The sequence below is a fragment of the Enterococcus mundtii genome (assembly GCF_002813755.1).
Lineage (GTDB): Bacteria > Bacillota > Bacilli > Lactobacillales > Enterococcaceae > Enterococcus_B > Enterococcus_B mundtii.
Map to the genome: position 1 here is coordinate 3,273,652 of NZ_CP018061.1, position 24,576 is coordinate 3,298,227.

General features: G+C 39.2%; 18 protein-coding genes. 13 read left to right on the plus strand and 5 right to left on the minus strand.

Annotated elements, in window-relative coordinates:
- The first annotated feature begins 316 nt into the window (after window positions 1-316).
- From cshA to EM4838_RS15310, 8 genes are all read left to right on the plus strand, one after another.
- A complete protein-coding gene (gene cshA, locus EM4838_RS15275) occupies window positions 317-1,852 on the plus strand; it encodes a degradosome RNA helicase CshA (protein WP_071866122.1) in 1,536 nt (511 codons plus the stop codon).
- Between the two features lie 709 nt (window positions 1,853-2,561).
- Window positions 2,562-2,912, plus strand: coding sequence for a holo-ACP synthase (acpS, locus tag EM4838_RS15280; protein ID WP_010736606.1), 351 nt, complete (start codon window positions 2,562-2,564; stop codon window positions 2,910-2,912).
- A 15-nt stretch (window positions 2,913-2,927) separates the two neighbouring features.
- On the plus strand, window positions 2,928-4,046 hold the full coding sequence (alr, locus tag EM4838_RS15285; protein WP_071866123.1) for an alanine racemase: 1,119 nt from the start codon (window positions 2,928-2,930) through the stop codon (window positions 4,044-4,046).
- A 10-nt stretch (window positions 4,047-4,056) separates the two neighbouring features.
- Entirely contained in the window at window positions 4,057-4,419 is a 363-nt protein-coding gene (locus EM4838_RS15290; protein WP_019722700.1) for a type II toxin-antitoxin system PemK/MazF family toxin, read from the plus strand.
- A 651-nt stretch (window positions 4,420-5,070) separates the two neighbouring features.
- Complete coding sequence (locus EM4838_RS15295) at window positions 5,071-7,800, plus strand: YhgE/Pip domain-containing protein (RefSeq protein WP_071866124.1); 2,730 nt, start codon at window positions 5,071-5,073, stop codon at window positions 7,798-7,800.
- 300 nt (window positions 7,801-8,100) lie between these two features.
- A complete protein-coding gene (locus EM4838_RS15300; RefSeq protein ID WP_010736602.1) occupies window positions 8,101-9,924 on the plus strand; it encodes an APC family permease in 1,824 nt (607 codons plus the stop codon).
- 292 nt (window positions 9,925-10,216) lie between these two features.
- Window positions 10,217-10,438 carry a type II toxin-antitoxin system PemI/MazE family antitoxin gene (mazE, locus tag EM4838_RS15305; RefSeq protein ID WP_065096903.1) on the plus strand — a complete coding sequence of 74 codons (222 nt, stop codon included), beginning with the start codon at window positions 10,217-10,219 and terminating at the stop codon, window positions 10,436-10,438.
- Window positions 10,439-10,453: 15 nt separating this feature from the next.
- A complete protein-coding gene (locus EM4838_RS15310; RefSeq protein WP_071866125.1) occupies window positions 10,454-10,807 on the plus strand; it encodes a type II toxin-antitoxin system PemK/MazF family toxin in 354 nt (117 codons plus the stop codon).
- 186 nt (window positions 10,808-10,993) lie between these two features.
- Here the strand turns inward: EM4838_RS15310 and EM4838_RS15315 are convergent, their stop codons facing one another.
- Genes EM4838_RS15315 through EM4838_RS15330 form a run of 4 tightly spaced genes read right to left on the minus strand, consistent with a single transcriptional unit; the run spans window position 10,994 to window position 14,390 of the window.
- Complete coding sequence (locus EM4838_RS15315) at window positions 10,994-11,656, minus strand: ABC transporter permease (protein ID WP_019722425.1); 663 nt, start codon at window positions 11,654-11,656, stop codon at window positions 10,994-10,996.
- A 5-nt stretch (window positions 11,657-11,661) separates the two neighbouring features.
- Window positions 11,662-12,579 (minus strand): osmoprotectant ABC transporter substrate-binding protein, encoded by a 918-nt coding sequence (locus tag EM4838_RS15320; RefSeq protein ID WP_023518952.1) that lies wholly within the window; start codon window positions 12,577-12,579, stop codon window positions 11,662-11,664.
- Window positions 12,576-13,217: an ABC transporter permease gene (locus EM4838_RS15325; RefSeq protein ID WP_010736596.1), complete on the minus strand. Its 642-nt coding sequence runs from the start codon at window positions 13,215-13,217 to the stop codon at window positions 12,576-12,578. Before EM4838_RS15325 ends, EM4838_RS15320 begins: the two co-directional genes overlap by 4 nt.
- 3 nt (window positions 13,218-13,220) lie before the next feature.
- Complete coding sequence (locus EM4838_RS15330; protein WP_071866126.1) at window positions 13,221-14,390, minus strand: betaine/proline/choline family ABC transporter ATP-binding protein; 1,170 nt, start codon at window positions 14,388-14,390, stop codon at window positions 13,221-13,223.
- Between the two features lie 261 nt (window positions 14,391-14,651).
- Between EM4838_RS15330 and queA the strand changes: the two genes are divergently transcribed.
- Window positions 14,652-15,683, plus strand: a complete 1,032-nt coding sequence (gene queA / locus EM4838_RS15335) for a tRNA preQ1(34) S-adenosylmethionine ribosyltransferase-isomerase QueA (RefSeq protein ID WP_071866127.1) — start codon at window positions 14,652-14,654, stop codon at window positions 15,681-15,683.
- A 569-nt stretch (window positions 15,684-16,252) separates the two neighbouring features.
- Entirely contained in the window at window positions 16,253-18,913 is a 2,661-nt protein-coding gene (locus EM4838_RS15340) for a calcium-translocating P-type ATPase, PMCA-type (protein WP_071866128.1), read from the plus strand.
- Window positions 18,914-18,977: 64 nt separating this feature from the next.
- Here EM4838_RS15340 and EM4838_RS15345 read toward each other — a convergent pair whose 3' ends face one another.
- Window positions 18,978-19,670: a DUF975 family protein gene (locus tag EM4838_RS15345; protein ID WP_071866129.1), complete on the minus strand. Its 693-nt coding sequence runs from the start codon at window positions 19,668-19,670 to the stop codon at window positions 18,978-18,980.
- A gap of 207 nt (window positions 19,671-19,877) precedes the next feature.
- Here EM4838_RS15345 and tgt point away from each other — a divergent pair, with 207 nt between their 5' ends.
- From tgt to adhE, 3 genes are all read left to right on the plus strand, one after another.
- The gene (tgt, locus tag EM4838_RS15350) at window positions 19,878-21,023 is read left to right on the plus strand and encodes a tRNA guanosine(34) transglycosylase Tgt (protein ID WP_071866130.1); all 1,146 of its coding nucleotides are present in this window, start codon (window positions 19,878-19,880) and stop codon (window positions 21,021-21,023) included.
- Between the two features lie 93 nt (window positions 21,024-21,116).
- Window positions 21,117-21,494, plus strand: coding sequence for a preprotein translocase subunit YajC (gene yajC / locus EM4838_RS15355; protein ID WP_010736590.1), 378 nt, complete (start codon window positions 21,117-21,119; stop codon window positions 21,492-21,494).
- Window positions 21,495-21,812: 318 nt separating this feature from the next.
- Complete coding sequence (gene adhE, locus EM4838_RS15360; RefSeq protein ID WP_019722420.1) at window positions 21,813-24,410, plus strand: bifunctional acetaldehyde-CoA/alcohol dehydrogenase; 2,598 nt, start codon at window positions 21,813-21,815, stop codon at window positions 24,408-24,410.
- The last annotated feature ends 166 nt before the right edge of the window (window positions 24,411-24,576 follow it).

Genomic DNA, 24,576 nt, shown 5'->3' on the forward strand with positions numbered 1-24,576 from the left:
AAACTGTAAACTTGCAGAAAACAATAAATTATGCTAGAATAACCTATTGCCGAAAGATGAAGAGAAATTGGACTGGCTTGATGATGAAATGCGAAAGCCAGATGTCATAACAATGATAAAGCTGAACGCGACCCGTTTGGCTTTTCTAATGCCTAAACTTCGCAAAGTGATTTTTCGGTGGTGCCACAGGGGCTAAGAATGGATGGGAAACGTGCGTGGCCACTGTCAAAAAAGCAACAGACACTTTGACCGAACAAAAGACGGGGTAGCAAACTATAGCTACATCCTCAGTTAACAACCATATAGGAGGATTCATTTGAAATTTAAAGAACTAGAATTATCACCAGAATTATTAAAATCAGTAGAACGTGCAGGATTTGAAGAAGCGACGCCGATCCAATCAGAAACGATCCCACTTGCCTTACAAGGTAAAGATGTGATTGGACAAGCACAAACAGGAACAGGTAAAACTGCTGCGTTTGGCTTACCGATGTTAGAGAAAATCGATGCAAGTCGTCAAGAACTACAAGGATTGGTTATTGCACCAACACGTGAATTAGCGATCCAAACACAAGAAGAACTTTATCGTTTAGGACGTGACAAACGTGTCCGTGTCCAAGCTGTCTATGGTGGCGCCGATATCGGTCGCCAAATCCGTGGATTGAAAGACCGTCCACATATCGTCGTTGGTACACCGGGTCGTATGTTAGACCATATCAACCGTCACACATTGAAACTTGGAACAGTTGAAACATTAGTATTAGATGAAGCAGACGAAATGTTGAACATGGGCTTCTTAGAAGATATCGAAAGTATTATCTCTAAAGTACCAGACCAACGTCAAACACTATTGTTCTCAGCAACAATGCCACCAGCAATCAAAAACATCGGTGTGAAATTCATGAAAGATCCAACACACGTGAAAATCAAAACCAAAGAAATGACTGCTGATTTGATCGATCAATACTATGTACGCGCAAAAGAATACGAAAAATTCGATGTGATGACTCGCTTGCTCGATGTACAATCACCAGAATTAACGATCGTCTTCGGACGTACAAAACGTCGTGTAGATGAATTAGCTCGTGGCTTAGAAGCTCGTGGCTATCGTGCAGAAGGTATCCATGGCGACCTTTCCCAACAAAAACGTATGAGCGTATTACGTTCATTCAAGAGTGGTCATTTAGATATTTTAGTTGCTACAGACGTAGCTGCACGTGGTTTAGATATCTCAGGAGTTACTCATGTATACAACTATGATATCCCACAAGATCCAGAAAGCTATGTTCACCGTATCGGTCGTACTGGTCGTGCAGGTAAAGGTGGTATGTCAGTAACTTTCGTTACACCAAACGAAATGGGTTACTTACATGTTATTGAAAACTTAACGAAAAAACGTATGACAACTTTACGTCCACCGACTGAAAAAGAAGCATTCAAAGGACAACTAGGCGCTGCTATTGAACAAATCGAAGAAAAACTTGAAGAGAATGGCTTAGATAAATATCTGCAAACTGCGGATAAATTATTGGAAGAATACTCTGCTCAAGATTTAGTCGCTTTATTGTTGAAAACAACAGCCAAAGATCCATCAGATGCAACACCAGTAAAAATCACACCAGAACGTCCATTGCCAATGCAAAAAAAAGGCTACAACAAAAATGGTAAACGTGGTGGCGGAAGTGGCGGCGGAAACAGCCGTAATCGTCGTGATAATGGCAACTACCGTGGCAACAAAAATTCAAAAGGTAGCGGTAGCTACAGCAAAAACCATAACAAACAAAAAGACAATGGTGGAAAACGCACAAACGACAAAAAACGTGGTTTCGTGATCCGCACGAACAACGACTAATCCACATGTAAAGGGGTGGTCTCAGAAGGACCATCCGAATAAGCCCGTCAGATCCAAAAATAGCTTACCTATTTTTGGCCTTGACGGGCTTATTTTGTATTGTTTATTTGGAATTGATAGATAATAAAAAAACAAACATACTCTCTCTTTCATTACATAAAGAAGTAGAGATCATAGGGTAAAAATCTACTAATAATGGGAAGTCTAAGAGTATTAAGTATAAATTTAACGTAGTTCCTCCTTTTAGCAGGTAATTTAGATAACTTTAACAAAAATGTTATTTAAAAAAATAAAATATTTAGCTTTTTAAGGATATAGCAACAAATTTTTGTTTTTTTTGTTTATTAAGTAAAAATAATTTCTTTTTTTATGCGTGATCCATGGTAAATTAGAATTAATACCAATAAAATCATTTTATAAACAAACAAGGCGGAAAATGATTTATATATCAGCTGTTTTTCGAATTGTACGTCTTATTTTTTTGAAAAACGTTCGTAAAAAAAAGCAATGAAGTGACTTGAACTGTTTTCTTTGAGTCAGAGATTTTTAGCAATCAATTCTCAATGGTTTTTTATTGGAGAAAATGAAGAAGTGGTTTTTCACTAGGGAACAACTTTCATTTTTGTTATTTCTAGACTTATTGGTGGTAAATTGTCTAAAATTTGGTAGAATTAGAGTGTTCTAAAATTTTTTGAAAAGAGAATCGTGTATGATAAAAGGGATTGGGATTGATGCAGTTGAACTGTCGAGGATTGCTAAGATCATTAAAGAAAAGCAAAACTTTATTGATCGTGTACTGACACCAAGTGAAATCGAAATGTTTCGTTTGCTGCCATTTCATCGTCAGGTTGAGTTTTTAGGCGGTCGTTATGCATGTAAAGAAGCTTTTTCAAAGGCTTGGGGAACAGGGATCGGTAAAGTTACCTTTCAAGAGATCGAAATTTTAAAAAATGGATCAGGACAACCAATTGTAACGAAATCTCCACATGAAGGAGCAGTCTGGGTCAGCATCACACATACAGACGAGTTAGCTTTTGCACAGATTATTTTAGAAGACTAGAAAGAAGGAAGAACAATGGTTATTGCTTGGCATCGTCCGACAAAAGCAATTGTACATAAACAGGCAATTACAGAAAATGTAGCAAATGAAATAGCACGATTGAATGGGAAAGAATTGTTTGCTGTTGTCAAAGCAGATGGTTATGGTCATGGAGCAATCGAAACAGCAGAAGCTGCAAAAAAAGGTGGAGCTTCTGGTTTTTGCGTAGCTACTTTAGATGAGGGAATCGAGCTGAGAGAGGCAGGTTTCACACAACCTATTCTTGTATTGAATATGGTTCCGATCGATGCGTTGACACTTGCAGTCATCCACGATCTATCTATTACTGCGGGAACAAAAGAATGGTTGGAAGCTGCGGCTACTTATATAGCAGAACGACATCTAGAATATTTATTGAAATTGCATTTGAAAGTCGATACCGGAATGGGAAGAATTGGCTTTCTCAATAGTGCAGAAGTGAATGAGGCTGTGGAAATCATCCAAGATAGTCCCAATTTAGAATGGGAAGGGATCTATACTCATTTTTCTACAGCAGATCAAGCAGATACCACCTATTGGGAACAGCAGAACCAAAAATTCAGTGAGATCATCGAAAGTCTACCTACTTTACCAAGATATATCCACAGCAGTAATAGTGCCACTGCATTATGGCACGAAAAAGCTATAGGCAATATGATCCGCTATGGGGTAGCAATGTATGGCTTGAATCCATCCGGTCACGCGTTAGCGGAAGTGTATCCCCTACAACCAGCGCTTGAACTTGTATCTGAATTGATCCAAGTGAAAGAGTTGTCAGCAGGAGAAGGTGTAGGTTATGGAAAAACCTATACGACTTCAGCTTCAGAATGGATCGGAACTGTACCAATCGGTTACGCAGATGGTTGGTTACGGAAAATGCAAGGTTTCTCATTATTAGTGGAGGGAAATTATTGTGAGATCATTGGTCGTGTATGCATGGATCAATTGATGATCCGTCTGCCCTATCAAATGCCAGTAGGAACTAAAGTTACGTTGATCGGGAAAAATCAACAGGCTAAAATCACAATGCAAGATGTAGCAGATCAATTGGGTACGATCCATTACGAAGTCGCATGTGTGCTAGGGCCCCGTATACCTAGAGAATATCAAGAGTGAGGAGAGGCGTATGGTAAAAAGAGGAGATATTTATTTTGCTGATCTTTCTCCGGTGGTAGGATCAGAACAAGGTGGGACAAGACCGGTCTTAGTGATTCAGAACAATTTAGGTAATCATTTTAGTCCAACGGTCATCGTAGCAGCAATCACTGCGAAAATGGCGAAACCTAAATTGCCCACACATATAGGAATCAAAGCGACCGGAACAGGGATCGAAAGAGACTCAGTCATTTTACTTGAACAAATCAGAACGATTGATAAGTCCAGATTAAAAGAAAAAGTCTGTCATTTAGAACGATCGATCATGTTAGATGTCGATCGTGCATTGAAAATCAGTGTTGGTATCGAAGCGCTTGTCCCAGTGTCAAAATAAAAGACAAAAACAGCACGTTTATACATAAAAAATAGCACCGTGTGTTTAGTCAATCATTGCGCGATTCAGCGCTTGGCAACAACAAAAAAAGAGGAACTTCAACGGTCTGGGACATTCGTCCCATCGCACCACCTAAAACCGAATAAACGGCGGGAATAGAAGTAACCTCTTCGAAAATAAGGCGCCATCCACAAAAATTTGAAAAACAATTTTCGTGGATGGTGCCTTATTTCTCGAAGCTAAACACTTCGATCCCGACCTCTGGCTGTCGTGCCTTTTTTTGTTTGTGTGGTTCAGGTTTACCGGATTTTCCAGTTCTATCAGAAGATTTAGTTTATAAAATAACGATGCATATATATTGAAAATAAGATTATAATTTTATGAGTAACCAATTTAGACATTTTTTTAGAAACTATGGTAAGCTTTTTATAACAGATTTATTTGACTACACATAAAAAATTCTCGGGATGCTACATTTGGTAGTGGACTAGCGAATAAAAGAAGATTAATTATTTGTTAAGCAAAAGATGACAATATTCGGACAGTTTGATTTAACTGTCAAAAAATTAGTTGCTTGATTGAAAATAGGATTGAAAATCGTATGGTTTTCATGATAAAGTGATGCAGCTGAAACAAAAAAAGGTGATGAATATGAAATCAATAAAAAATACAATAAACTTATATTTACTTGATTGGAAACGAATTTTTAAAAATCCTGTTGCGACTCTTTTGATCATCGCAATTATGATCATTCCTTCATTATATGCTTGGTTCAATATCAAAGCATTATGGGACCCTTATGGTAATACAGGGGAATTACCGATTGCTGTTTATAGTGCAGACAAGCCGGCTGAGTTTGAAGGACAAGAAGTCGCTATCGGAAAAGAAGTACTAAAATCATTACATGAAAATAAAGATTTAGGTTGGCAGTTCGTTGACTCTAAAAAAGAATTAGAAGACGGTGTACGGTCTGGGGAATATTATGCTGGTATCTATTTGCCAGAGAATTTCTCGGAGGATTTATTAAGCTTTATGAGTGGTGATATCAAAAAGCCGGAAATTGAATATACAGTCAATGAAAAAATCAATGCCATTGCACCAAAAATTACAGATAAAGGTGCATCTACGATCCAATCACAAATCTCCAGTGAATTTATTCGAACGGCGAGCGAAACTTTACTAAAAGTCTTTAATGAAATTGGGTACGATATTGATACAAACCTGGTAAGTATCAATAAAGTAAAATCAATGATTCTATCAACAGATGAAAACTTGGATACGATCGATGGCTATACCCAACAAGTACTTGATCTACAAAAACAACTTCCAGATATCAAAGACAAATTAGCGAAAGCAAATGAATTTGTTGATTATCTCCCAGAAGTAGATGAGATGGGACAAAAGGTCGTTGAATTGAACGATAAAATGCCAGAATTAAAGGAACAAGCCAAAATCATTCTTGACCTTCAACAAAAAATCCCGGAGATCCAAGATGCTGGACGACAAATTGCTGAAATCGACAACGATTTTTCATCAATCGAAGAAACGATGAATCAAGGAATCGAGGAAGCAAAACAAGGATTGACCATCATCCAACAAGTCCAAGACATCTTACCTGATGTGAAAAATTTAGAATCACAAGCGAAGAATCTCGCAGCGGATACCAAAACGGGCGCTGAACAATTAAAAGAAGCCGTACCAGGTATCACGACAAGCGTGAAGACGACGTTAGATTCGATTGGGCAAGTAGCGACAAATACAGCTAGTTTAGCTGATGCAATCAATTCTGCCCTAAAAACAGCTGTGGAAGATAATAAGTTGACAGAGGAAGAACGAGAAAATCTAGTGAAGCTAGTTGATAACATATCCTCTAGTATTAGTAGTCAGCAAACAGCAATAAATAGCCTAATAGAATTTTTAACAAATTTACAAAAAGAAAATGGTGGAGAGAACTTAACTAATATTATAAATCTATTAAACAATATCAGTGCAAATTTAAATACAATTAACTCACGTCTACCAAATCTTAAGAGTATCATTCAATCAGCTAGTGTAGAAGAAATTGAAAAATTAGTATCTGAAGAATTAACAAGTATAACAGCAGCTGCAAAAAATGTTAATGATACTATCGGTAAAATAGACGTAAATGAAGTCAGCACCACCGTTGAATCGATCTTGACACAAGTGATCGATACGATCAGTACAGCGCAAGGTGCGTTGAGTAAAGCAGATCAAATCGACTTTGATTCGCTATTAAATTCAACCAAAGCAACCGTAACAAATGCGGTGGCGATCTTAGAGAAATATCAAAAAGAAATGCCTGCAATCGGTCAAGAGGTCCATGATGCAAATACGATGCTAAACGGTAATATGGAAACGATCGTAAATGGAATCAATAAGGGAGCTGACCTATACAATAACGACTTACCTGTATTAGAAGAGAAACTTGGTTTAGCTGCTGATTTTATCCAAAATGATTGGCCAACGATCAAAAATGAAATCAATACCACAATGACCACCGTCAACGATAAAATGCCAGAAGTCGAAACAGCGGTGAATGCTGCGGCAGACTTGATCACGAATGACTGGCCAAACATCAAAGCTGGTATCCAAAAAGCCGCAGATGCGATCCGTAAAGGAGAAGAAGAGGTTGATCTTGGGGAAGTCATCAAACTCTTGAAATTAGATGCGACAAAGGAAAGTGAATTCTTTACGATGCCTGTGGAACTACAAACTAATTCGTTGTATCCAATCCCTAATAATGGATCAGCAAGTACACCGTTCTATACTGCGCTATGTTTGTGGGTAGGTGCGGTCTTACTTTCAAGTGTCGCTACAACAGATTATTATTTAGATAAAAAAGCGCGTAAAAACTATACAAAACGGGAACAGTTTGGCGCCCGCATGTTGACCTTCTTGACGATGGCGATCGCTCAAAGCTTGATCGTTACTTTAGGGAACATGTTCTTGCTTGGTGTGTATGTAGTGAATCCAGTCTACAGCGTACTGTTTGCTGTTTTGATTGCTTTGTCATTTATGATGATCGTCTATGTTTTAGCAGCGCTGTTTGACAATGTCGGCAAAGGGATAGCCATCATTATTCTTGTCTTGTCCATATCTGGTGGTGGTGGGAACTATCCAATTCAAGTTTCAGGGAAATTTTTCCAAATGATCAATCCTTTCTTGCCATTTACTCATGCAGTCAACCTCTTACGTGAATCAGCTGGTGGTATCTATTGGCCAAATGCCCTACATGCGATTTTGATATTAGTCGGCATATTTATTGTCGTAGGGATCGTTGGTACAGTGTCGTATCCATTTGTGAGTGAAAAAATGAAGAAATTCAAAGAAGCTGCGCATGAAAGTCGAATCTTCCACTAGAAACGTGATACCATCTATTCGTTTCTCGTAAAGATTTTAAGACTCTATTTTTAAGTGAAGACGAGCTTAGGATAACGTTATTTTCCTAAGCTCGTCTTTTTTCTGTACCAGAGAAAGCAAGTGGTTTAATCATGGAAATCACTCTAAAAATGAATTAAAAAAATATGGGGATTTTCTATCGATATTTTTCCCGAATTTTGTTGACATTTAAAGGTCAAGGGCGTACTATAACATCTTGTTTACTATAAAAAATGACACCTGTAATTCGTAGGGGAAAAGGTGTGTAAAGGAGCATAGAAATTGGATTACTTAAAAAGGTTGTTAGTAGGGAAGCCGTTGAAGTCGGCGGAAAACGACGAGCATAAATTAACAAGGTTTGCTGCGTTAGCACTACTATCTTCCGATGCGTTGTCATCGATTGCGTACGGAACAGAACAAATCGTTGTGGTATTAGTGGCGTTGTCTGCTGCTGCGATCTGGTATTCATTGCCAATTGCTGCATTTGTTATTATTTTATTGATTTCATTAACTCTTTCTTATCGGCAGATCATTCACGCTTATCCACACGGGGGTGGGGCTTACGTTGTTAGTAGTGAGAACCTCGGTAAAAATGCTGGACTGATTTCGGGCGGGTCTTTATTGATCGATTATATGCTGACTGTTGCGGTTTCCGTCTCAGCCGGTGCAGAGGCGATTACTTCTGCTATACCAGCTCTATATGGGCATCAAGTAGCGATTTCAGTGACTATCGTCCTCTTGTTGATGATGTTGAACTTACGTGGACTGAGAGAGTCAGCTTCGTTTTTACTATTCCCAGTCTATACATTTATTCTCGTCATCTCCTTATTGATTGTCGTTGGTTTGTTTAATATCGTGACTGGGGCAGTACCATTACAAGCAACAGCACTGCCTGGTGCAGTTGTCCCTGGGGTTTCCGTCGCATTGATCTTACGGGCTTTTTCTTCTGGTTCTTCTTCATTGACTGGTGTAGAGGCAATCAGTAATGCGGTACCGTTCTTCAAAAAGCCACGGGCAAAAAACGCAGCGATGACCTTGACGATGATGGCATTGATCTTAGGGTTCTTTTTTGTAGGGATCACGTTTATCAACTATTGGTATGGAATTGTTCCTGAAAAAGAAGTAACTGTTCTTTCCCAAATCGGACAAGCTGTTTTTGGACATGGGATCTTGTATTATATCTTGCAATTTGCGACAGCCTTGATTTTGGCAGTGGCAGCAAATACAGGGTTTTCTGCCTTTCCAGTATTAGCGTATAACTTAGCAAAAGATAAATTCATGCCTCATATGTACCAAGATCGTGGTGATCGTTTAGGGTACTCAAATGGGATCATCACGCTTGCATTAGGGTCGATTGTGCTATTGTTTATTTTCAATGGCTCTACTGAACGATTGATTCCACTGTATTCCATTGGTGTATTTATCCCCTTTGCATTATCGCAAACAGGAATGGTCATCAAATGGAAAAAAGAAGGCAAAAAGTGGTGGACGAAATCAATTGCGAATATTACGGGTGCATTTATCTCTTATGCCATCATCGCAATTTTATTTGTTTACCGCTTAGGTGATATTTGGCCGTTCTTCATCATCATGCCAATCGTCATGTTCGTCTTCTATAAAATCCATGATCATTATAAAAAAGTAGCAGAACAACTTCGATTAGAAGACGAAGTAAACTTACACGAGTATGAAGGAAATACGGTTTTGGTACTTGTAGGGAACGTTACGCGGGTAAATACCGGAGCGTTGAATTATGCGCGTTCGATCGGTGATTATGTTGTTGCTATGCACGTTTCATTAGATGAGGATATCGAAAAGGAAAAAGAGATCCAAGCAGAATTTAAAAAGCATTTTCCAGATGTGCGTCTTTCAATCGTCCATTCTTCTTATCGGTCGATCCAAAATCCGATTTTGCGTTATGTGGATATAGTCAGCAAGAATGCTGCAAAACAAAATTATACGACGACCGTATTGATTCCACAGTTTGTACCAAATCGCAGATGGCAGAATATCTTGCATAATCAGACGAGTCTGAGATTGCGTTTACGTCTTTCTTGGCGTGAAAATATCGTCGTAAGTACGTATAGTTATCATTTGAAAAAATAATTACATGATAGTGAGTATCAATTTTAGAGGTCGGGACAGAAGTGTTCAGCCTCGAGAAATAAGGCGCCATCCACGAAAATTGTTCTTCAAATTTTTGTGGATGGCGCCTTATTTCCGAAGAGGTTACTTCTGTTCCCGCCGTTTATTCGATTTTAGGCGGGGGTAGAGAATTGATGTTCCACTCCCTTTTTCATAGTTATGTGAAATTGGGTTGGGTATTCAATTTTACGAAAAATGTATTCACGTTGTATTTATATTATGATGATAATAGATAGAATGGAGGGCGAAGATTATGAAGACTAGGAAACAAGGTAATGCGATTGTTTTAACTGTACCTACTAAATTTGGCATAGAAGAAAATGTTGAGTATATTGCTGTTAAGGGAGAAGACGATACAATCACGTTTATAAAAAAGAAAAAAAATATTTTTGATGAAGCATTTGAAAATGATGAAACAATTGATGCAAGTGCTGGTTTTCCTGAGGATTCACTGGTAGGAAAGGAAATTATTTAATGGCATATACTATTAATGGCTATACGGCCTAAACAAGGCGATTTTGTGATTATTAATTGCAATCCCAGTATAGGTAGAGAGATTAAAAAAAGAAGACCTGCAATTGTTGTCAGTGCGAACCATTATAATGCAGTAACAGGAATGTGTGCGGTTTGTCCAATTACTGATACGAAATATAAAAACCATATTGCATTAGATAAGAGGCATAAACTACAAGGATATATCAATCCTTTTCAAATCAAAACATTTGATTTTATGGAAAAGCAGAGAAATATACGCTTCGTAGAGAAAGCCACTCTGGCTGAATTAGGTGAAGTGGCGCAAATCATTGATATGGTGTTTGATTTTTCGTCATTATTGTCAGAGTAAGTAGCAACTCATTTATTTATAGTTTATGTAGAACTGTACATACCAGAAGATTCAGTCAATGACTATCTATCTGAATTTTAAATAAAAAAACACCACCAAATCAAGAATTTATTTCTTGAACTGGTGGTGTTTTCAACTATTTAAAAATAGAAATCCATTGGGTTCAATATGGATTCTCTATGTTCGTCATCTTGAATGCTTTGCCGCAGGGTCTAAACGGCGTTCGATGATCCCTAAGACCCAGTCGGTGATGATTGCCATGAAGGCTGTTGGCAAGGCTCCAGCTAAGATGATTGACGTACCATCTGTGGCATTGGTCCCACGAATGATGATGTCTCCTAATCCGCCAGCTCCGACGAAGGCACCGATGGCGGTGATCCCGATGGCAACGACCAAAGCATTTCTAATGCCTGCCATAATGACTGACACAGACAGCGGTAGTTCCACCATAAAGAGACGTTGGCTGGCTGTCATCCCCATCCCTTTACCGACATCAAGGATATTTTTGTCGACTTGGATCATCCCAGTGTACGTGTTCTTGATGATCGGCAATAGCGAATACAAGAACACCGTGACGATCACGACATTGACCCCTAAACCTAAACCAATCATCAAAATCGAAATCATTGCTAAAGAAGGAATCGTTTGGATGATATTTGCAAAACGGATCACCCAATTGGCTAACTTACGTTTTCGTGAAATAAGAATACCAACGGGGATACCGACGATTGCTGCAAAAAGTACACCATAGATCGAAATGAGAAAGTGACGTAGGAACTGTGAAAAGACATACGTACCATTCTCTTGAAAATAATAAATAAATTGTTCAAGCCAATTCATGTTTTCCATTATCGTCACTCCCCTCCAAAGTATTGGTTTTCTTTTAAAAAGCGCTCTGCGACGACAGAAGGCTCAACCAAATTATTGTCTGCTTCATAGTTCAATTGTTGCATTTTTTCAGTGCTGATCGTATTACTTAATTTTGTTAATGCTTCTGCTAAACCCGGCGTATCTTTTAATAGTTGATTATCTACAACCGGTGCAGCGTCATAAGGTGGGAAAAAACTCAAGTCATCTTCTAGCATGACTAGATCATAACTAGCAATACGTCCGTCTGTCGAATAACCTAAAACGATATCCATTCTCCCAGCTTCTACAGCGTCATAGACTAGACCGATCTGCATAGGCAAGATGGAATCAAATGAAAAGCCATATGTTTCTTTGAAGCCGTCATAGCCATCTCCTTTACGATTGATCCAGGAAGTATCCACTCCAGCGACAAGTTCATCGGCGACATTTTTCAAGTCACTGACTTTCTTTAAATTGTATTTTTCCGCAGTATCTTTGCGAACAAGAAAAACGTAGGTGTTCTCGAATCCATAAGAAGGAAACCAAGTTTGATCATACCTTTTTTCAAATTCACGTTTTACGATATCAAATGCTTTTTCAGGATCTTTCTCAGGCGGTAAATTAAGGGTAGTAGTCAAATCTGTCCCTGTATAGCGAGCGGCAGAAATAGACGCGTCGCCGTTCATCATCGCTTGATGATTGATCGTCGTCGTTGCTAAGTTATTGATGATCGTCGTATTTTTTTCCGTATAGTGTTCAACCATCCCAGCAACGATACTGGCAATGATCTGAGCTTCAGAAGTGATCCCACCAGTGATAGAAATCGTATCTTCATCCGTATTACTTGCCAATCCTGGGAAGGAGCAACTTGCAAGTAATAAGACGGTCAATACGAGAACGACACTATTTCTGATTCGTTTCATTCGTCATTCTCCTCCCTCAATGCGATCGGAGTTAACCGATTCTCCAATAGTCCTAATAAGAAATCTGCAAGCAATGCTAAGATCGTTACAGGGATCGTTCCAGCGAAAATCAAATCGGGCTGATAATTATTCAAACCGCTAAAGATCAAATCGCCTAGTCCGCCTGCGCCGATGTAAGAGGCAAGGGTTGCCCATGCAATCACATAGACTGCTGCTAACCGAATACCTGCCATGATCGTCGGCATAGCGATCGGCAATTCGACAGAAAAAATCGATTGGATATTTGTCATCCCCATGCCTTTTGCGACATCGCGGTAATTCCAATCCACATTTTTCATCCCAATATAGGTATTTCTTAAAATAGGTAAAAGGGAATAGATAAATAGGGCAATGATTGCAGGCAATTTACCGACACCGAATAAAGGAATCATAAGTGCTAATAGGGCAAGAGAAGGGACCGTTTGTAACGCACTGGTCAGACCAATAACAATCGTTGCGACTTTAGGAAAACGCGTCAAAAGAACACCTAAAGGAACAGCAACGGCAATCCCGATGACCAATGCAATTGCTGAAATATAGAGATGTTCGAGACTTTTTGAGAGGATCTCAGCGCCATGTTGTTGAAAAAATTCGGCCATTGGTTAAACCTCCTTTGTTTCAGATGGCGTACCAATTGCATCAGTAAGCGATGATTCTTCGCCCCAGATCACGTCATAGACGATGTCGACAAGAGATGCTCGAGTTAAAATACCAACGACTTTATTTTGTTCATCAACTACTGGCACATATTTTAAGCCACGTTTTAAGATTCGTTGTAGGGTATCACGTAAGTAAGCGGATTGTTTTACATAAAAAACATCCTTGTTCAAGATATCGCCAACACTTGAGACTTTGCCACGTTTTTTATCGATTGTTTCAACATCGATAAATCCTTTTAAGGTATTTGAATTATCAGTCACTAAAAGCGTATCGACACGTTTTTCACGCATCAATTTGATGGCTTCTTGCAATGATTTTTCTGGTGTGATCGTGATGGCTTGGTTCAGCATGACTTCGCCTACTTTTGTTGTATCTGGTTTGGCTTGAAGCAAGCGATCTTCACCGATCAATTCTTCGACAAATTCATTGGCAGGGTGGCGTAAAATGTTTTGTGGGGTATCAAATTGAATGACTCTGCCTTCGCTCATGATTGCGATGCGACTGGATAATTTGATTGCTTCATCCATATCATGTGTCACGAAGACAATCGTTTTTCCTAAACGTTCTTGCAGATCCTTGACTAAATCTTGTAAGGAATCTCTTGTGATAGGGTCTAGTGCACCAAAAGGTTCATCCATCAAAATGATGTCTTGGTTCGCCGCTAATGCACGAACGACACCGATACGTTGCTGTTGACCACCAGATAACTCATGTGGGTAACGATCAAGCATTTCACGAGGAAGCTCCACCAAGTCGATCATTTTCTCTGCTGTTTTGTTCCGTTCTTCTTGGCTGACCTTCAATAATTTTTGCACAAGAGTGATATTTTCTCGGATCGTCATGTGAGGCATCAAACCGATACTTTGGATCACATAGCCGATTTGTCGTCGGAGTTCAACGGGGTTGATTTCTTGGATCGACTTTCCATCAATCAAAATCTGACCTTCTGTCGGGTCCGTCATGCGGTTAAGCATCCGCATCGTAGTGGTTTTTCCGCTACCACTTGTACCGATAAAACAAATAAATTCGCCCTTTTCAAAAGAAATGTTGACGTTCTCGACCGCGACTTTTCCACCTTTATAAATTTTTGATACATTCTGAAATTCGATCATATTTGCACCTCTTCTTTTCTTTTCCATAAAGAATGTTCTTATAATAGTATGCCTAAAATAACTAAGGAATACAAATTTGATGATTTATTTACTATACAAATAACTAGACTAGTAGGCGTTTTTTGAATTTATAAATAAAATATAGCTGAAAAGATAACGTAACTAATCAAAAATGAATGGAATGATAAGATTTTTGCTTTTTGGCATTGTCGGCATAAAATGGTAAAATAAAAGGGCCAAACAGAGAAAGTGAGTGACGATATGTTAACAACAGAAGATTTCGATTTTGAGTTACCCGAAGAACTGATTGCCCAAACACCATTAAAAGACCGGGATCATTCCCGATTACTTGTGGTTGACCGCAAGACAGGTGAGATGATGGATAAACATTTTCATGAAATCATTGAGGAATTAAATCCTGGTGATGCGTTAGTGATGAATAATACACGCGTATTGCCTGCGCGCTTATACGGTGAAAAAGTAGAGACGGGTGCCCATTTAGAAGTATTGCTTTTGACCAATACGGAAGGTGACACGTGGGAAACACTGATCAAACCAGCCAAACGTGCCAAAGTAGGAACGGAGATCGTTTTTGGTGACGGCCGTCTAAAAGCAGTTGTGAAAGAAGAGCTAGATCATGGTGGACGAATCATTGAATTTGCCTATGAGGGGATTTTCTTAGAGAATCTAGAAGCACTTGGTGAAATGCCGTTGCCTCCTTATATCAAAGAACGGCTAGAAGATCCAGATCGCTATCAAACTGTCTATGCAGAAGAGAATGGCTCAGCAGCTGCGCCAACTGCTGGCTTGCATTTCACGACAGAATTATTAGATGAAATCAAAGCAAAAGGCGTAGAGCTTGTCTATTTGACACTTCATGTCGGTCTAGGCACCTTCCGTCCAGTGAGTGTCGATAAAATCGAAGAGCATGAAATGCACAGTGAATTTTATCGTTTGACCGAAGAAGCTGCTACTCGCTTGAATCAAGTTCGCCAAAATGGCGGGAAAATCGTGGCAGTAGGAACGACATCGATCCGCACGTTAGAAACGATTGGCACGAAATTTGATGGTGAGATCAAAGCAGATAGTGGTTGGACCGATATCTTTATTACGCCAGGGTATGAGTTCAAAGTAGTTGAAGCTTTTTCTACGAATTTCCACTTGCCAAAATCCACTTTAGTGATGTTAGTCAGTGCGTTTGCTGGTAGAGAATTGACATTATCAGCTTATCAACATGCCATTGATGAACGTTACCGTTTCTTCAGTTTTGGCGATGCGATGTTTGTGAAGTAACTTTTTAAGATAAAAAAGACCCCGACTCTCGATTAGTCGGGGCTTTTGTGCTTCGGAAGGAAACAAATAAATAGAATTAGTGTAACTTTCCATAGAACATGCAAAGTACGGTGTTGAATTTCTTCTTGATAAACAAAAAATCTTGTTTTCTTTACATCTTCAACAGTTGAATCATCTCTTGTTCCTATTCAATTTTCAGATGTTCATGTTATTTAATTGTTACGTATCCCACTACTTCTTTTTTTGAACGATTTTCGTTTCAAACAGTCATACGCATTCACTATTTATAATGGTTACTTCACATGCTCGTTAAGGTGAAACTTGTACTTCTAACAACTTTGTTTGCTTATACTACTCTATCGAGAAATTCTTCTATCTATTTGTCTTTTCCTCCTTCCTTATGGTTAAATCATACCACGTTTTGGTAGCGTTTGCAATGAATATGTATCGATTATTTTAAAATATTTCTCTTCATATATATATGCGATATAGTTGAATTAATTAAAAAAAAGATGTTATACTAAAATAGTACGTTATACATAACGTATGATTTTTAAAGGAGGTATAGGATGGATAGTTACAAAAAAACAATAGAAGAAATAGCAGAAGAAACAAAAGTAGATATAGATCAAGGCTTGTCGATGACTGAAGCAAAAGAAAGAAGTCAAAAACAAGGCAAAAATCAATTCGAAGAAGCCCCCAAAGAATCACTCTTCAAAAAATTTATACGAAGTCTTTCAGATTTCACCACGATTGTTTTGTTAGTTGCCGCAGTCATTTCATTTTACACCGCATTTGCAACTGAACATGGAGACCTGTTCGAAGGACTCTTGATCATTGCGATTGTTATCATCAATTCAGTTCTAGCGATTGTTCAAGAAGGAAATGCAGAAAAAGCATTAGAATCCCTACAAGATATGAATAAACAAACCGCTACGGTCCTCAGAGATGGTAAAGTAGAAAAAGTAGATGCTGAGAATCTAGTTGTCGGGGATGTGCTGGTATTAGAAGCAGGATCAGCAATTGCTGCGGATGCTCGCTTAGTTGAAACATCACAATTACGTGTAGAAGAATCAGCTCTAACCGGTGAAAGTGAGGCTGTCGAAAAAGACGCAGGTTACATAAGTCAAGAAGATGACTCTCTCGGTGACCAATTGAACATGGTCTTTAAAGGTTGTACCGTTGCTGCTGGTCGTGGGAAAGCGATCGTCACAGCGATTGGTATGCAGACCGAAATGGGAAAAATCGCCGGATTATTAAATGACCATACAATGCAGAAAACACCACTACAAGTCCGTTTGAATCAATTAGGGAAGCGAATCAGTGTGATTGCATTAGCTGCTGCTGCCTTAGTCTTTTTGATTGGTGAACTTCAAGGTGAACCGTTACTTGAAATGTTCATGACTTCGATTTCCTTAGCTGTTGCCGCAGTACCAGAAACATTAACTGTTATCGTTACGTTGACACTTGCTTATGGTGTACAGAAAATGGCGAAAAAACATGCGATCATTCGTCAGCTGCCAGCTGTTGAAACGCTCGGTACTGCGAATGTCATCTGTTCGGATAAAACCGGTACACTGACACAAAACCGGATGCGCGTCCGTCGCGTGTGGAGTAAAGAAGATGAAGTGACAGACGTCGAAGATTCAATGACAAATAGCGCCATGGAAATCTTAAAAATGGCTGCATTATGTACCGATGTGACGGTTGAAAAAGAGGACGATGAATTGATCGTCAAAGGTAATCCAACGGAAGCAGCAATCGTACGTGCAGTTGAGGAAAACTATCATACAAAAGAAGAATTAGAAGAAAAATACCCAAGGGTTGACGAACTCCCATTCGACTCTGATCGAAAAATGATGACGACTGTCCATAAAATGGGTGATAAGTATATCTCTATCACAAAAGGCGCATTTGATGTCTTAGCACCAAAATTTACGTCTGGAGATGTTGAACAAGCAGAAGTGGTCAACGACCGTTTTGGGAAACGTGCCTTACGTGTAATTGCAGTAGGTTATCGAACGTATGACGAAAAACCACAAGAAATCACTTCAGAAGCTTTAGAAAAAGATCTACGTTTGATTGGCTTGATCGGTATGATCGATCCGCCACGTCCTGAAAGTAAAGGTGCTATCAAGCGTGCGAAAAAAGCTGGTATCAAAACAGTGATGATCACTGGGGACCATGTCGTCACTGCCAGTGCGATTGCCAAAGAATTGGGAATTTTGACCAATAGTAACGAAGCTCTTTCAGGTGCGGAACTCCGTGCGTTATCTGATGAAGAATTAGATGATCGAGTAAAAGATTTATCGGTTTATGCTCGCGTAACCCCAGAAGATAAAATCCGAATCGTCAAATCATGGCAACGAACAGGTGCCGTGGTCGCAATGACAGGTGATGGTGTGAACGATGCGCCAGCATTGAAAGCGAGTGACGTTGGATGTGCGATGGGGATCACCGGTACAGATGTAGCGCAAAGTGCCGCTGACATGATTTTGACCGATGACAACTTCGCTACGATCGTAGATGCCGTTAGCCAAGGACGTTCCGTTTATCAAAATATTCGAAAAGCGATCAATTTCTTATTAAGCTGTAATATCTCTGAGATTTTTATCGTATTGATTGCGATGTTAGTTGGTTGGGGGGCACCATTTACAGCCGTTCAACTATTGTTCGTAAACGTTGTCGCTGATGGACTGCCTGGTTTTGCTTTAGGAAGAGAACCAGCAGAGGAAGGGATCATGAATGAAGCGCCAATTCCTAAAAATGAAGGGATTTTCGCTCGTGGTTTAATGAAGAAAATTGCCATCAATGCAGGAATATTTACGGTAGTCACTTTATTTGGTTACTATTTAGGAAGCTTCGTTGATACGATCAGCCCTTGGGTCGATGCTAGTCAAGAAGTTGGCCAAACCGTCGCATTTCTAGTATTGGCTTACTCTTCGATCATCCATGTCTTTAATGTTCGTAGTAGTCAATCGATTTTCAAAGTGAACTTAGCAACGAATAAATCGTTAGTGGAAATGGCGATTCTTTCCCTTCTTATCACGTCAGCAGTCGCTTTATTACCATTCACGCAAGAATTATTTGGGTTAGTTCATATTAGTTTGAATCATTGGTTCTTAGTAGGAATCTTGTCGATTATACCGATTGGGGTCAATGAATTGATCAAGTTCCACCAATTGCCAGATGAGGAAGAGACAGTAGAAGCACCAGAATCTGAAATGTAAAAAAATAAACACCAAAAAAGGATTGGAGATTTTCCAATCCTTTTTATTATGGTGAAAAAGCTGATTAAACTTGTTTTGGTAATTGTTCGTAAAAAGCAGCTTTAGTTGCAGTGATGTATGGATTCAACCATAGATAACCGATACCGACTGTAGCAATTGCTAAGATGTGCCATCCGATAAACGATAAGTCTAACCAGAATAATTTTCCTTTGTAGCCATCCATCAATTTGCGGCTTGCAGTGATCGTATCAAGGATTTTTGGTTTTTCGCCTGTTTCTGTTACGACATCATAGTAAATGAAATAACTTTGAGAATAGGCATACCCTTTGATGATCCCAGGAATGACTAAAAGCAATGCCCATAACGTAGTGAAAATCGTTGTCACTAGTGCTAACAATAGAACGCCACCGAAGAATACGCCTGAAAAACCGCGGAAAGCATCTTTGAATGGTTCGATCGTTGTTCGTTTCCCACGGATAATGTCTAAATAGGTCCAAGAAATCCCACTCATGAACAATGCACTGATGATCGTAGAAACGATCCCTCCGCCTGAACTACTGCTACTTGAACCACTCACCATTTCTTGCATTGCGCTACTGTCTTGCATCGTTGCAATCAGTAAAGCAGTAGGTAAAGCTAAAATAAGAATAATAGCAATTGTGATCAATGTTGGAATCAGATTTAATAGAATTGCTTGCCCCCAACGTCCCTTTAAGCTGTCTTTTGCTTGTTGTTTTAATTCCCCAGAAGATACCATATTTTCCACTCCTTTTTTTTGATAGTCTTAGTATATCAAAGAAAGACTGATTTTGCTCTAGGAATCCTCTTTCGTTATTGAAAGGTGCACAAAAAAAGCAGGTTAAAAAAACCTATAAAAAAAGAGAAGCTCTTGCAAAAAGTAGTTGAAAAGATTATGATGGTGGGAGTTGCAAACGTGATTCTATAAAAGAAAGTAGGGAATTGAATGACAGAACCTGCCATTCGTTATCGTTTAATAAAAAAAGAAAAACATACAGGCGCCCGCCTTGGTGAATTGATTACTCCTCATGGAACATTTCCAACGCCGATGTTTATGCCTGTGGGGACATTAGCGACCGTTAAAACTATGTCGCCTGAAGAACTAAAAGAAATGGGTGCAGGCGTGATTTTGAGTAATACCTACCATTTATGGCTTCGTCCTGGAGAGGATTTGGTCGAAGAAGCAGGTGGCTTGCATAAATTCATGAATTGGGACCAGCCGATTTTAACAGATTCTGGTGGATTCCAAGTCTTCTCATTAAGCGATATGCGGAACATCGTTGAAGAAGGCGTGCATTTCAAAAACCACTTGAATGGTTCAAAAATGTTTTTGTCTCCTGAAAAAGCCATCAACATCCAAAATAAATTAGGTTCTGATATCATGATGAGTTTTGATGAATGTCCTCCATTTGATGAGAGCTATGATTATGTGAAAAAATCAGTCGAACGAACTTCTCGTTGGGCAGAACGTGGATTGAAAGCTCATGCGAATCCAGATCGTCAAGGATTATTTGGTATCATCCAAGGAGCTGGTTTTGAAGATTTACGTAAACAAAGTGCGAAAGACTTGATCAGTATGGATTTTCCTGGGTATTCCATTGGGGGCTTATCTGTCGGTGAACCAAAAACTGAGATGAACCGTGTCTTAGAATTTACGACACCGTTGATCCCAGATCATAAACCACGTTATTTGATGGGAGTAGGGGCTGCGGATTCATTGATCGATGGTGTGATTCGTGGAGTCGATATGTTCGACTGTGTTCTACCGACCCGAATCGCTCGTAACGGGACATGTATGACATCGCAAGGACGATTAGTCGTAAAAAATGCGCAATATGCCCGGGACTTCCGTCCAATCGATGAAAAATGTGATTGCTACACTTGTAAGAATTATACGAGAGCGTATATTCGTCACTTGATCAAATGTGATGAAACATTTGGAATCCGTTTAACGTCTTATCACAATTTATACTTCTTATTAAACTTGATGAAACAAGTTCGACAAGCGATTATGGATGATAACTTATTAGAGTTTCGTGCAGCCTTTTTCGAAGAGTATGGGTTCAATAAAGAAAACGCAAAAAGTTTCTAGTAGGATTTGTGAAATTTAGTTAAAAAACTAGTTTCTAGCGCCTTTTTCTGCTAAAGTGTTTAGTGTAGATATTTAGTTAGTGAGGTGAAAAAAATGGGTTCATTACCAATGTTAGTGATGTTCGTTGCCCTATTAGGGATGTGGTTCTTTATGTCACGTACACAAAAGAAACAACAACAAGAACGTCAAAACTTGCTTGATAGTATGAAAGCTGGCGATGAAGTAGTCACGATCGGTGGACTTCATGGCGTAGTCTCAGAAATCGACGAGACAAATCGTACAGTCGTTTTAGATTGCGAAGGTATCTTTTTAGAATACGATCGAGCAGCCATCAAAACGGTAAAACCAGGTACAGGCGCGATGACGAGCACACCAATCGCACCAGTAGAAGAACCGACAGAACCAGAAGTAATTGAAACTGTTGAAGTTCCAGAAACACCTGAAGAGAAAAAAGAAGAAAAAGAATTGTAGACACCGGTTGTTTGCCACGCGTTGGCTAAATGTATACGGAGTTCGATCATTCTTTATCAAAAAAGACTGATAGTCATTCCTATCTCATATGGAGATAAGATGGCGATCAGTCTTTTTTTTTGTAACTTTACTAAATAAATCACTTATTCCATTATTGAAGGGTTACTCGATGATCAATCCTACTGAATGGACTATTTTCTAAAGAAAAACATAACTGTGAAAAAAATCACAAAAAAGTATTTACATCGAAAAAAAAGTGTTGTATGATGTGTATGTGAAATAATTAACAAATAACCATGACTCAGTAGGAGGAACATAATGGCTAAGATAATGGAAAAAGAAGAGACGAAAACTGTTGATGTACAAGCGATGATCGACGACTTGGCGACAAAAGCAAATGTCGCGTTGAAAGAAATGGAAAGTTTCGATCAAGAAAAAGTAGATCACATTGTGCATGAAATGGCAATGGCTGCATTAGATCAGCACATGCCTCTAGCAAAAATGGCTGTAGAAGAAACTGGCCGTGGAATCTATGAAGATAAAGCAATCAAAAATATGTATGCTTCAGAATATATTTGGAACAGTATCAAATATGACAAAACTGTCGGAGTAATTAATGAAGACACTCAAAAAGGATTGATTGAGATTGCTGAACCAGTCGGCGTCGTTTGTGGAGTAACACCAACAACGAACCCAACTTCAACAACGATCTTTAAATCAATGATCGCTTTGAAAACCAGAAACCCAATCGTTTTTGCTTTCCATCCAAGTGCTCAAAAATGTTCCGCTGAGGCAGCAAGAGTCGTTCGTGATGCAGCCATCGCAGCAGGTGCGCCAGAAAACTGTATCCAATGGATCGAGCATCCATCGATCGATGCGACTTCAATGTTGATGAACCATCCAGGAATTGCGATCGTATTAGCAACTGGTGGCGCAGGCATGGTAAAATCCGCTTATTCAACTGGTAAACCAGCTTTAGGTGTTGGACCGGGTAACGTTCCTGCATATATCGAAAAAACAGCAAAAGTAAAACGTGCAGTGAATGACTTGATCGTATCAAAAACATTCGATAACGGAATGATTTGTGCTTCTGAACAAGCAGTCATCGTAGATAAAGAAATCTATGCAGCCGTAAAAGCAGAATTCCAAGCACACCAAGTTTACTTCGTTAAACCAGCAGAGCTTTCAAAATTAGAAGATGCTGTCATGAATGAAGGTAAATACGCTGTAAATCCTGCAATCGTGGGTCATTCAGCAATGGATATCGCAAAATTAGCAGGAATCAATGTACCAGAAGGAACTAAATTATTAGTGGCAGAATTAGAAGGTGTAGGGCCTGATTATCCACTTTCACGTGAGAAACTTTCACCAGTTTTAGCAATGGTCAAATCAAATAGTACAGAACATGCTTTCGAATTATGTGAAGGAATGTTGAACCTTGGTGGATTAGGACATACAGCTGTCATCCATTCAGAAAACGAAGAGTTGCATGTCCAATTCGGACTACGCATGAAAGCCTGCCGTATCTTAGTCAACACACCATCAGCAGAAGGCGGAATCGGAAATATCTACAACGAAATGATTCCATCATTGACACTAGGTTGTGGTTCATACGGAAAGAATTCTGTTTCAAGAAACGTATCAGCAGTCAACTTAATCAACGTCAAAACTGTAGCGAAACGGAGAAATAACATGCAATGGTTCAAATTACCACCAAAAATCTTCTTTGAAAAGAACTCTTTGCTTTACTTGGAAAAAATGGAAAACGTCGAACGTGTCATGATCGTTTGTGACCCAGGTATGGTCCAATTCGGCTACTGTGACACTGTAAGAGAAGTATTAGCACGTCGTAAAAATGATGTGAAAATCGAGATCTTCTCAGATGTTGAACCAAACCCTTCAACAAACACAGTTTACGCTGGTACAAAAATGATGGCGGACTTCAAACCAGATACAGTGATCGCTCTTGGGGGCGGATCAGCAATGGATGCGGCAAAAGGCATGTGGATGTTCTATGAGCACCCAGATACTTCATTCTTTGGTGCAAAACAAAAATTCTTAGATATCCGTAAACGTACGTACAAGATCGACAAACCTGAAAAAACTCAGTTTGTATGTATCCCAACAACATCAGGAACTGGTTCAGAAGTGACACCATTTGCGGTAATCACAGATAGCGAAACACACGTGAAATATCCGTTAGCTGACTACGCATTAACACCAGACGTGGCGATCGTTGACCCACAATTTGTTATGTCAGTTCCCGCTTCAGTTACAGCTGATACAGGTATGGACGTCTTGACACATGCCATCGAATCTTATGTATCTGTGATGGCTTCTGATTACACTCGTGGTTTAAGTTTACAAGCAATCAAATTAGTCTTTGACTACTTGGAAAAATCAGTGAAAACACCAGATATGGAATCACGCGAAAAAATGCATAATGCGTCAACAATGGCTGGTATGGCCTTTGCCAATGCTTTCTTAGGAATTTGTCACTCAGTTGCGCATAAAATCGGTGGAGAATACGGTATCCCTCATGGACGTACAAATGCGATCCTATTACCGCATATTATCCGCTACAATGCGAAAGATCCACAAAAACATGCGATGTTCCCTAAATATGACTACTTCCGTGCGGATACAGACTACGCGGATATCGCGAAGTTCTTAGGTTTGAAAGGGAAAACAACAGCAGAGCTTGTAGAAGCATTAGCAACAGCTGTTAGCGACTTAGGAAAATCTGTTGGTATCGACATGAGCTTGAGAGCGCAAGGCGTGACGCAAGAAACATTAGACACAACAGTTGATCGCATGGCTGAATTAGCGTATGAAGATCAATGTACAACAGCCAATCCAAAAGAACCATTGATCAGTGAATTGAAACAAATCATTATCGACGCATATAATGCGTAATTCATAACTAAAAGTTGTCCCAACAACGAATCAAGCATGAGAGAATCTTCTCACTTGGTTCGTTGTTTTTTCTTTTTAAGATAATGATTATCAAGCGATACATCAGAAGAATTTACGAAAAATAATTGTTGTAGAATCGCTCAATATGTTGTTAGAAGAGAAAAAT

Coding starts and splice junctions, on each gene's coding strand:
- acpS (WP_010736606.1), top strand. CDS start 2,562: ATGATAAAAGGGATTGGGATTGATGCAGTTGAACTGTCGAGGATTGCT.
- alr (WP_071866123.1), top strand. CDS start 2,928: ATGGTTATTGCTTGGCATCGTCCGACAAAAGCAATTGTACATAAACAG.
- EM4838_RS15290 (WP_019722700.1), top strand. CDS start 4,057: ATGGTAAAAAGAGGAGATATTTATTTTGCTGATCTTTCTCCGGTGGTA.
- EM4838_RS15295 (WP_071866124.1), top strand. CDS start 5,071: ATGAAATCAATAAAAAATACAATAAACTTATATTTACTTGATTGGAAA.
- mazE (WP_065096903.1), top strand. CDS start 10,217: ATGAAGACTAGGAAACAAGGTAATGCGATTGTTTTAACTGTACCTACT.
- EM4838_RS15310 (WP_071866125.1), top strand. CDS start 10,454: ATGGCTATACGGCCTAAACAAGGCGATTTTGTGATTATTAATTGCAAT.
- EM4838_RS15315 (WP_019722425.1), bottom strand. CDS start 11,656: ATGGAAAACATGAATTGGCTTGAACAATTTATTTATTATTTTCAAGAG.
- EM4838_RS15320 (WP_023518952.1), bottom strand. CDS start 12,579: ATGAAACGAATCAGAAATAGTGTCGTTCTCGTATTGACCGTCTTATTA.
- EM4838_RS15325 (WP_010736596.1), bottom strand. CDS start 13,217: ATGGCCGAATTTTTTCAACAACATGGCGCTGAGATCCTCTCAAAAAGT.
- EM4838_RS15330 (WP_071866126.1), bottom strand. CDS start 14,390: ATGATCGAATTTCAGAATGTATCAAAAATTTATAAAGGTGGAAAAGTC.
- queA (WP_071866127.1), top strand. CDS start 14,652: ATGTTAACAACAGAAGATTTCGATTTTGAGTTACCCGAAGAACTGATT.
- EM4838_RS15340 (WP_071866128.1), top strand. CDS start 16,253: ATGGATAGTTACAAAAAAACAATAGAAGAAATAGCAGAAGAAACAAAA.
- EM4838_RS15345 (WP_071866129.1), bottom strand. CDS start 19,670: ATGGTATCTTCTGGGGAATTAAAACAACAAGCAAAAGACAGCTTAAAG.
- tgt (WP_071866130.1), top strand. CDS start 19,878: ATGACAGAACCTGCCATTCGTTATCGTTTAATAAAAAAAGAAAAACAT.
- yajC (WP_010736590.1), top strand. CDS start 21,117: ATGGGTTCATTACCAATGTTAGTGATGTTCGTTGCCCTATTAGGGATG.
- adhE (WP_019722420.1), top strand. CDS start 21,813: ATGGCTAAGATAATGGAAAAAGAAGAGACGAAAACTGTTGATGTACAA.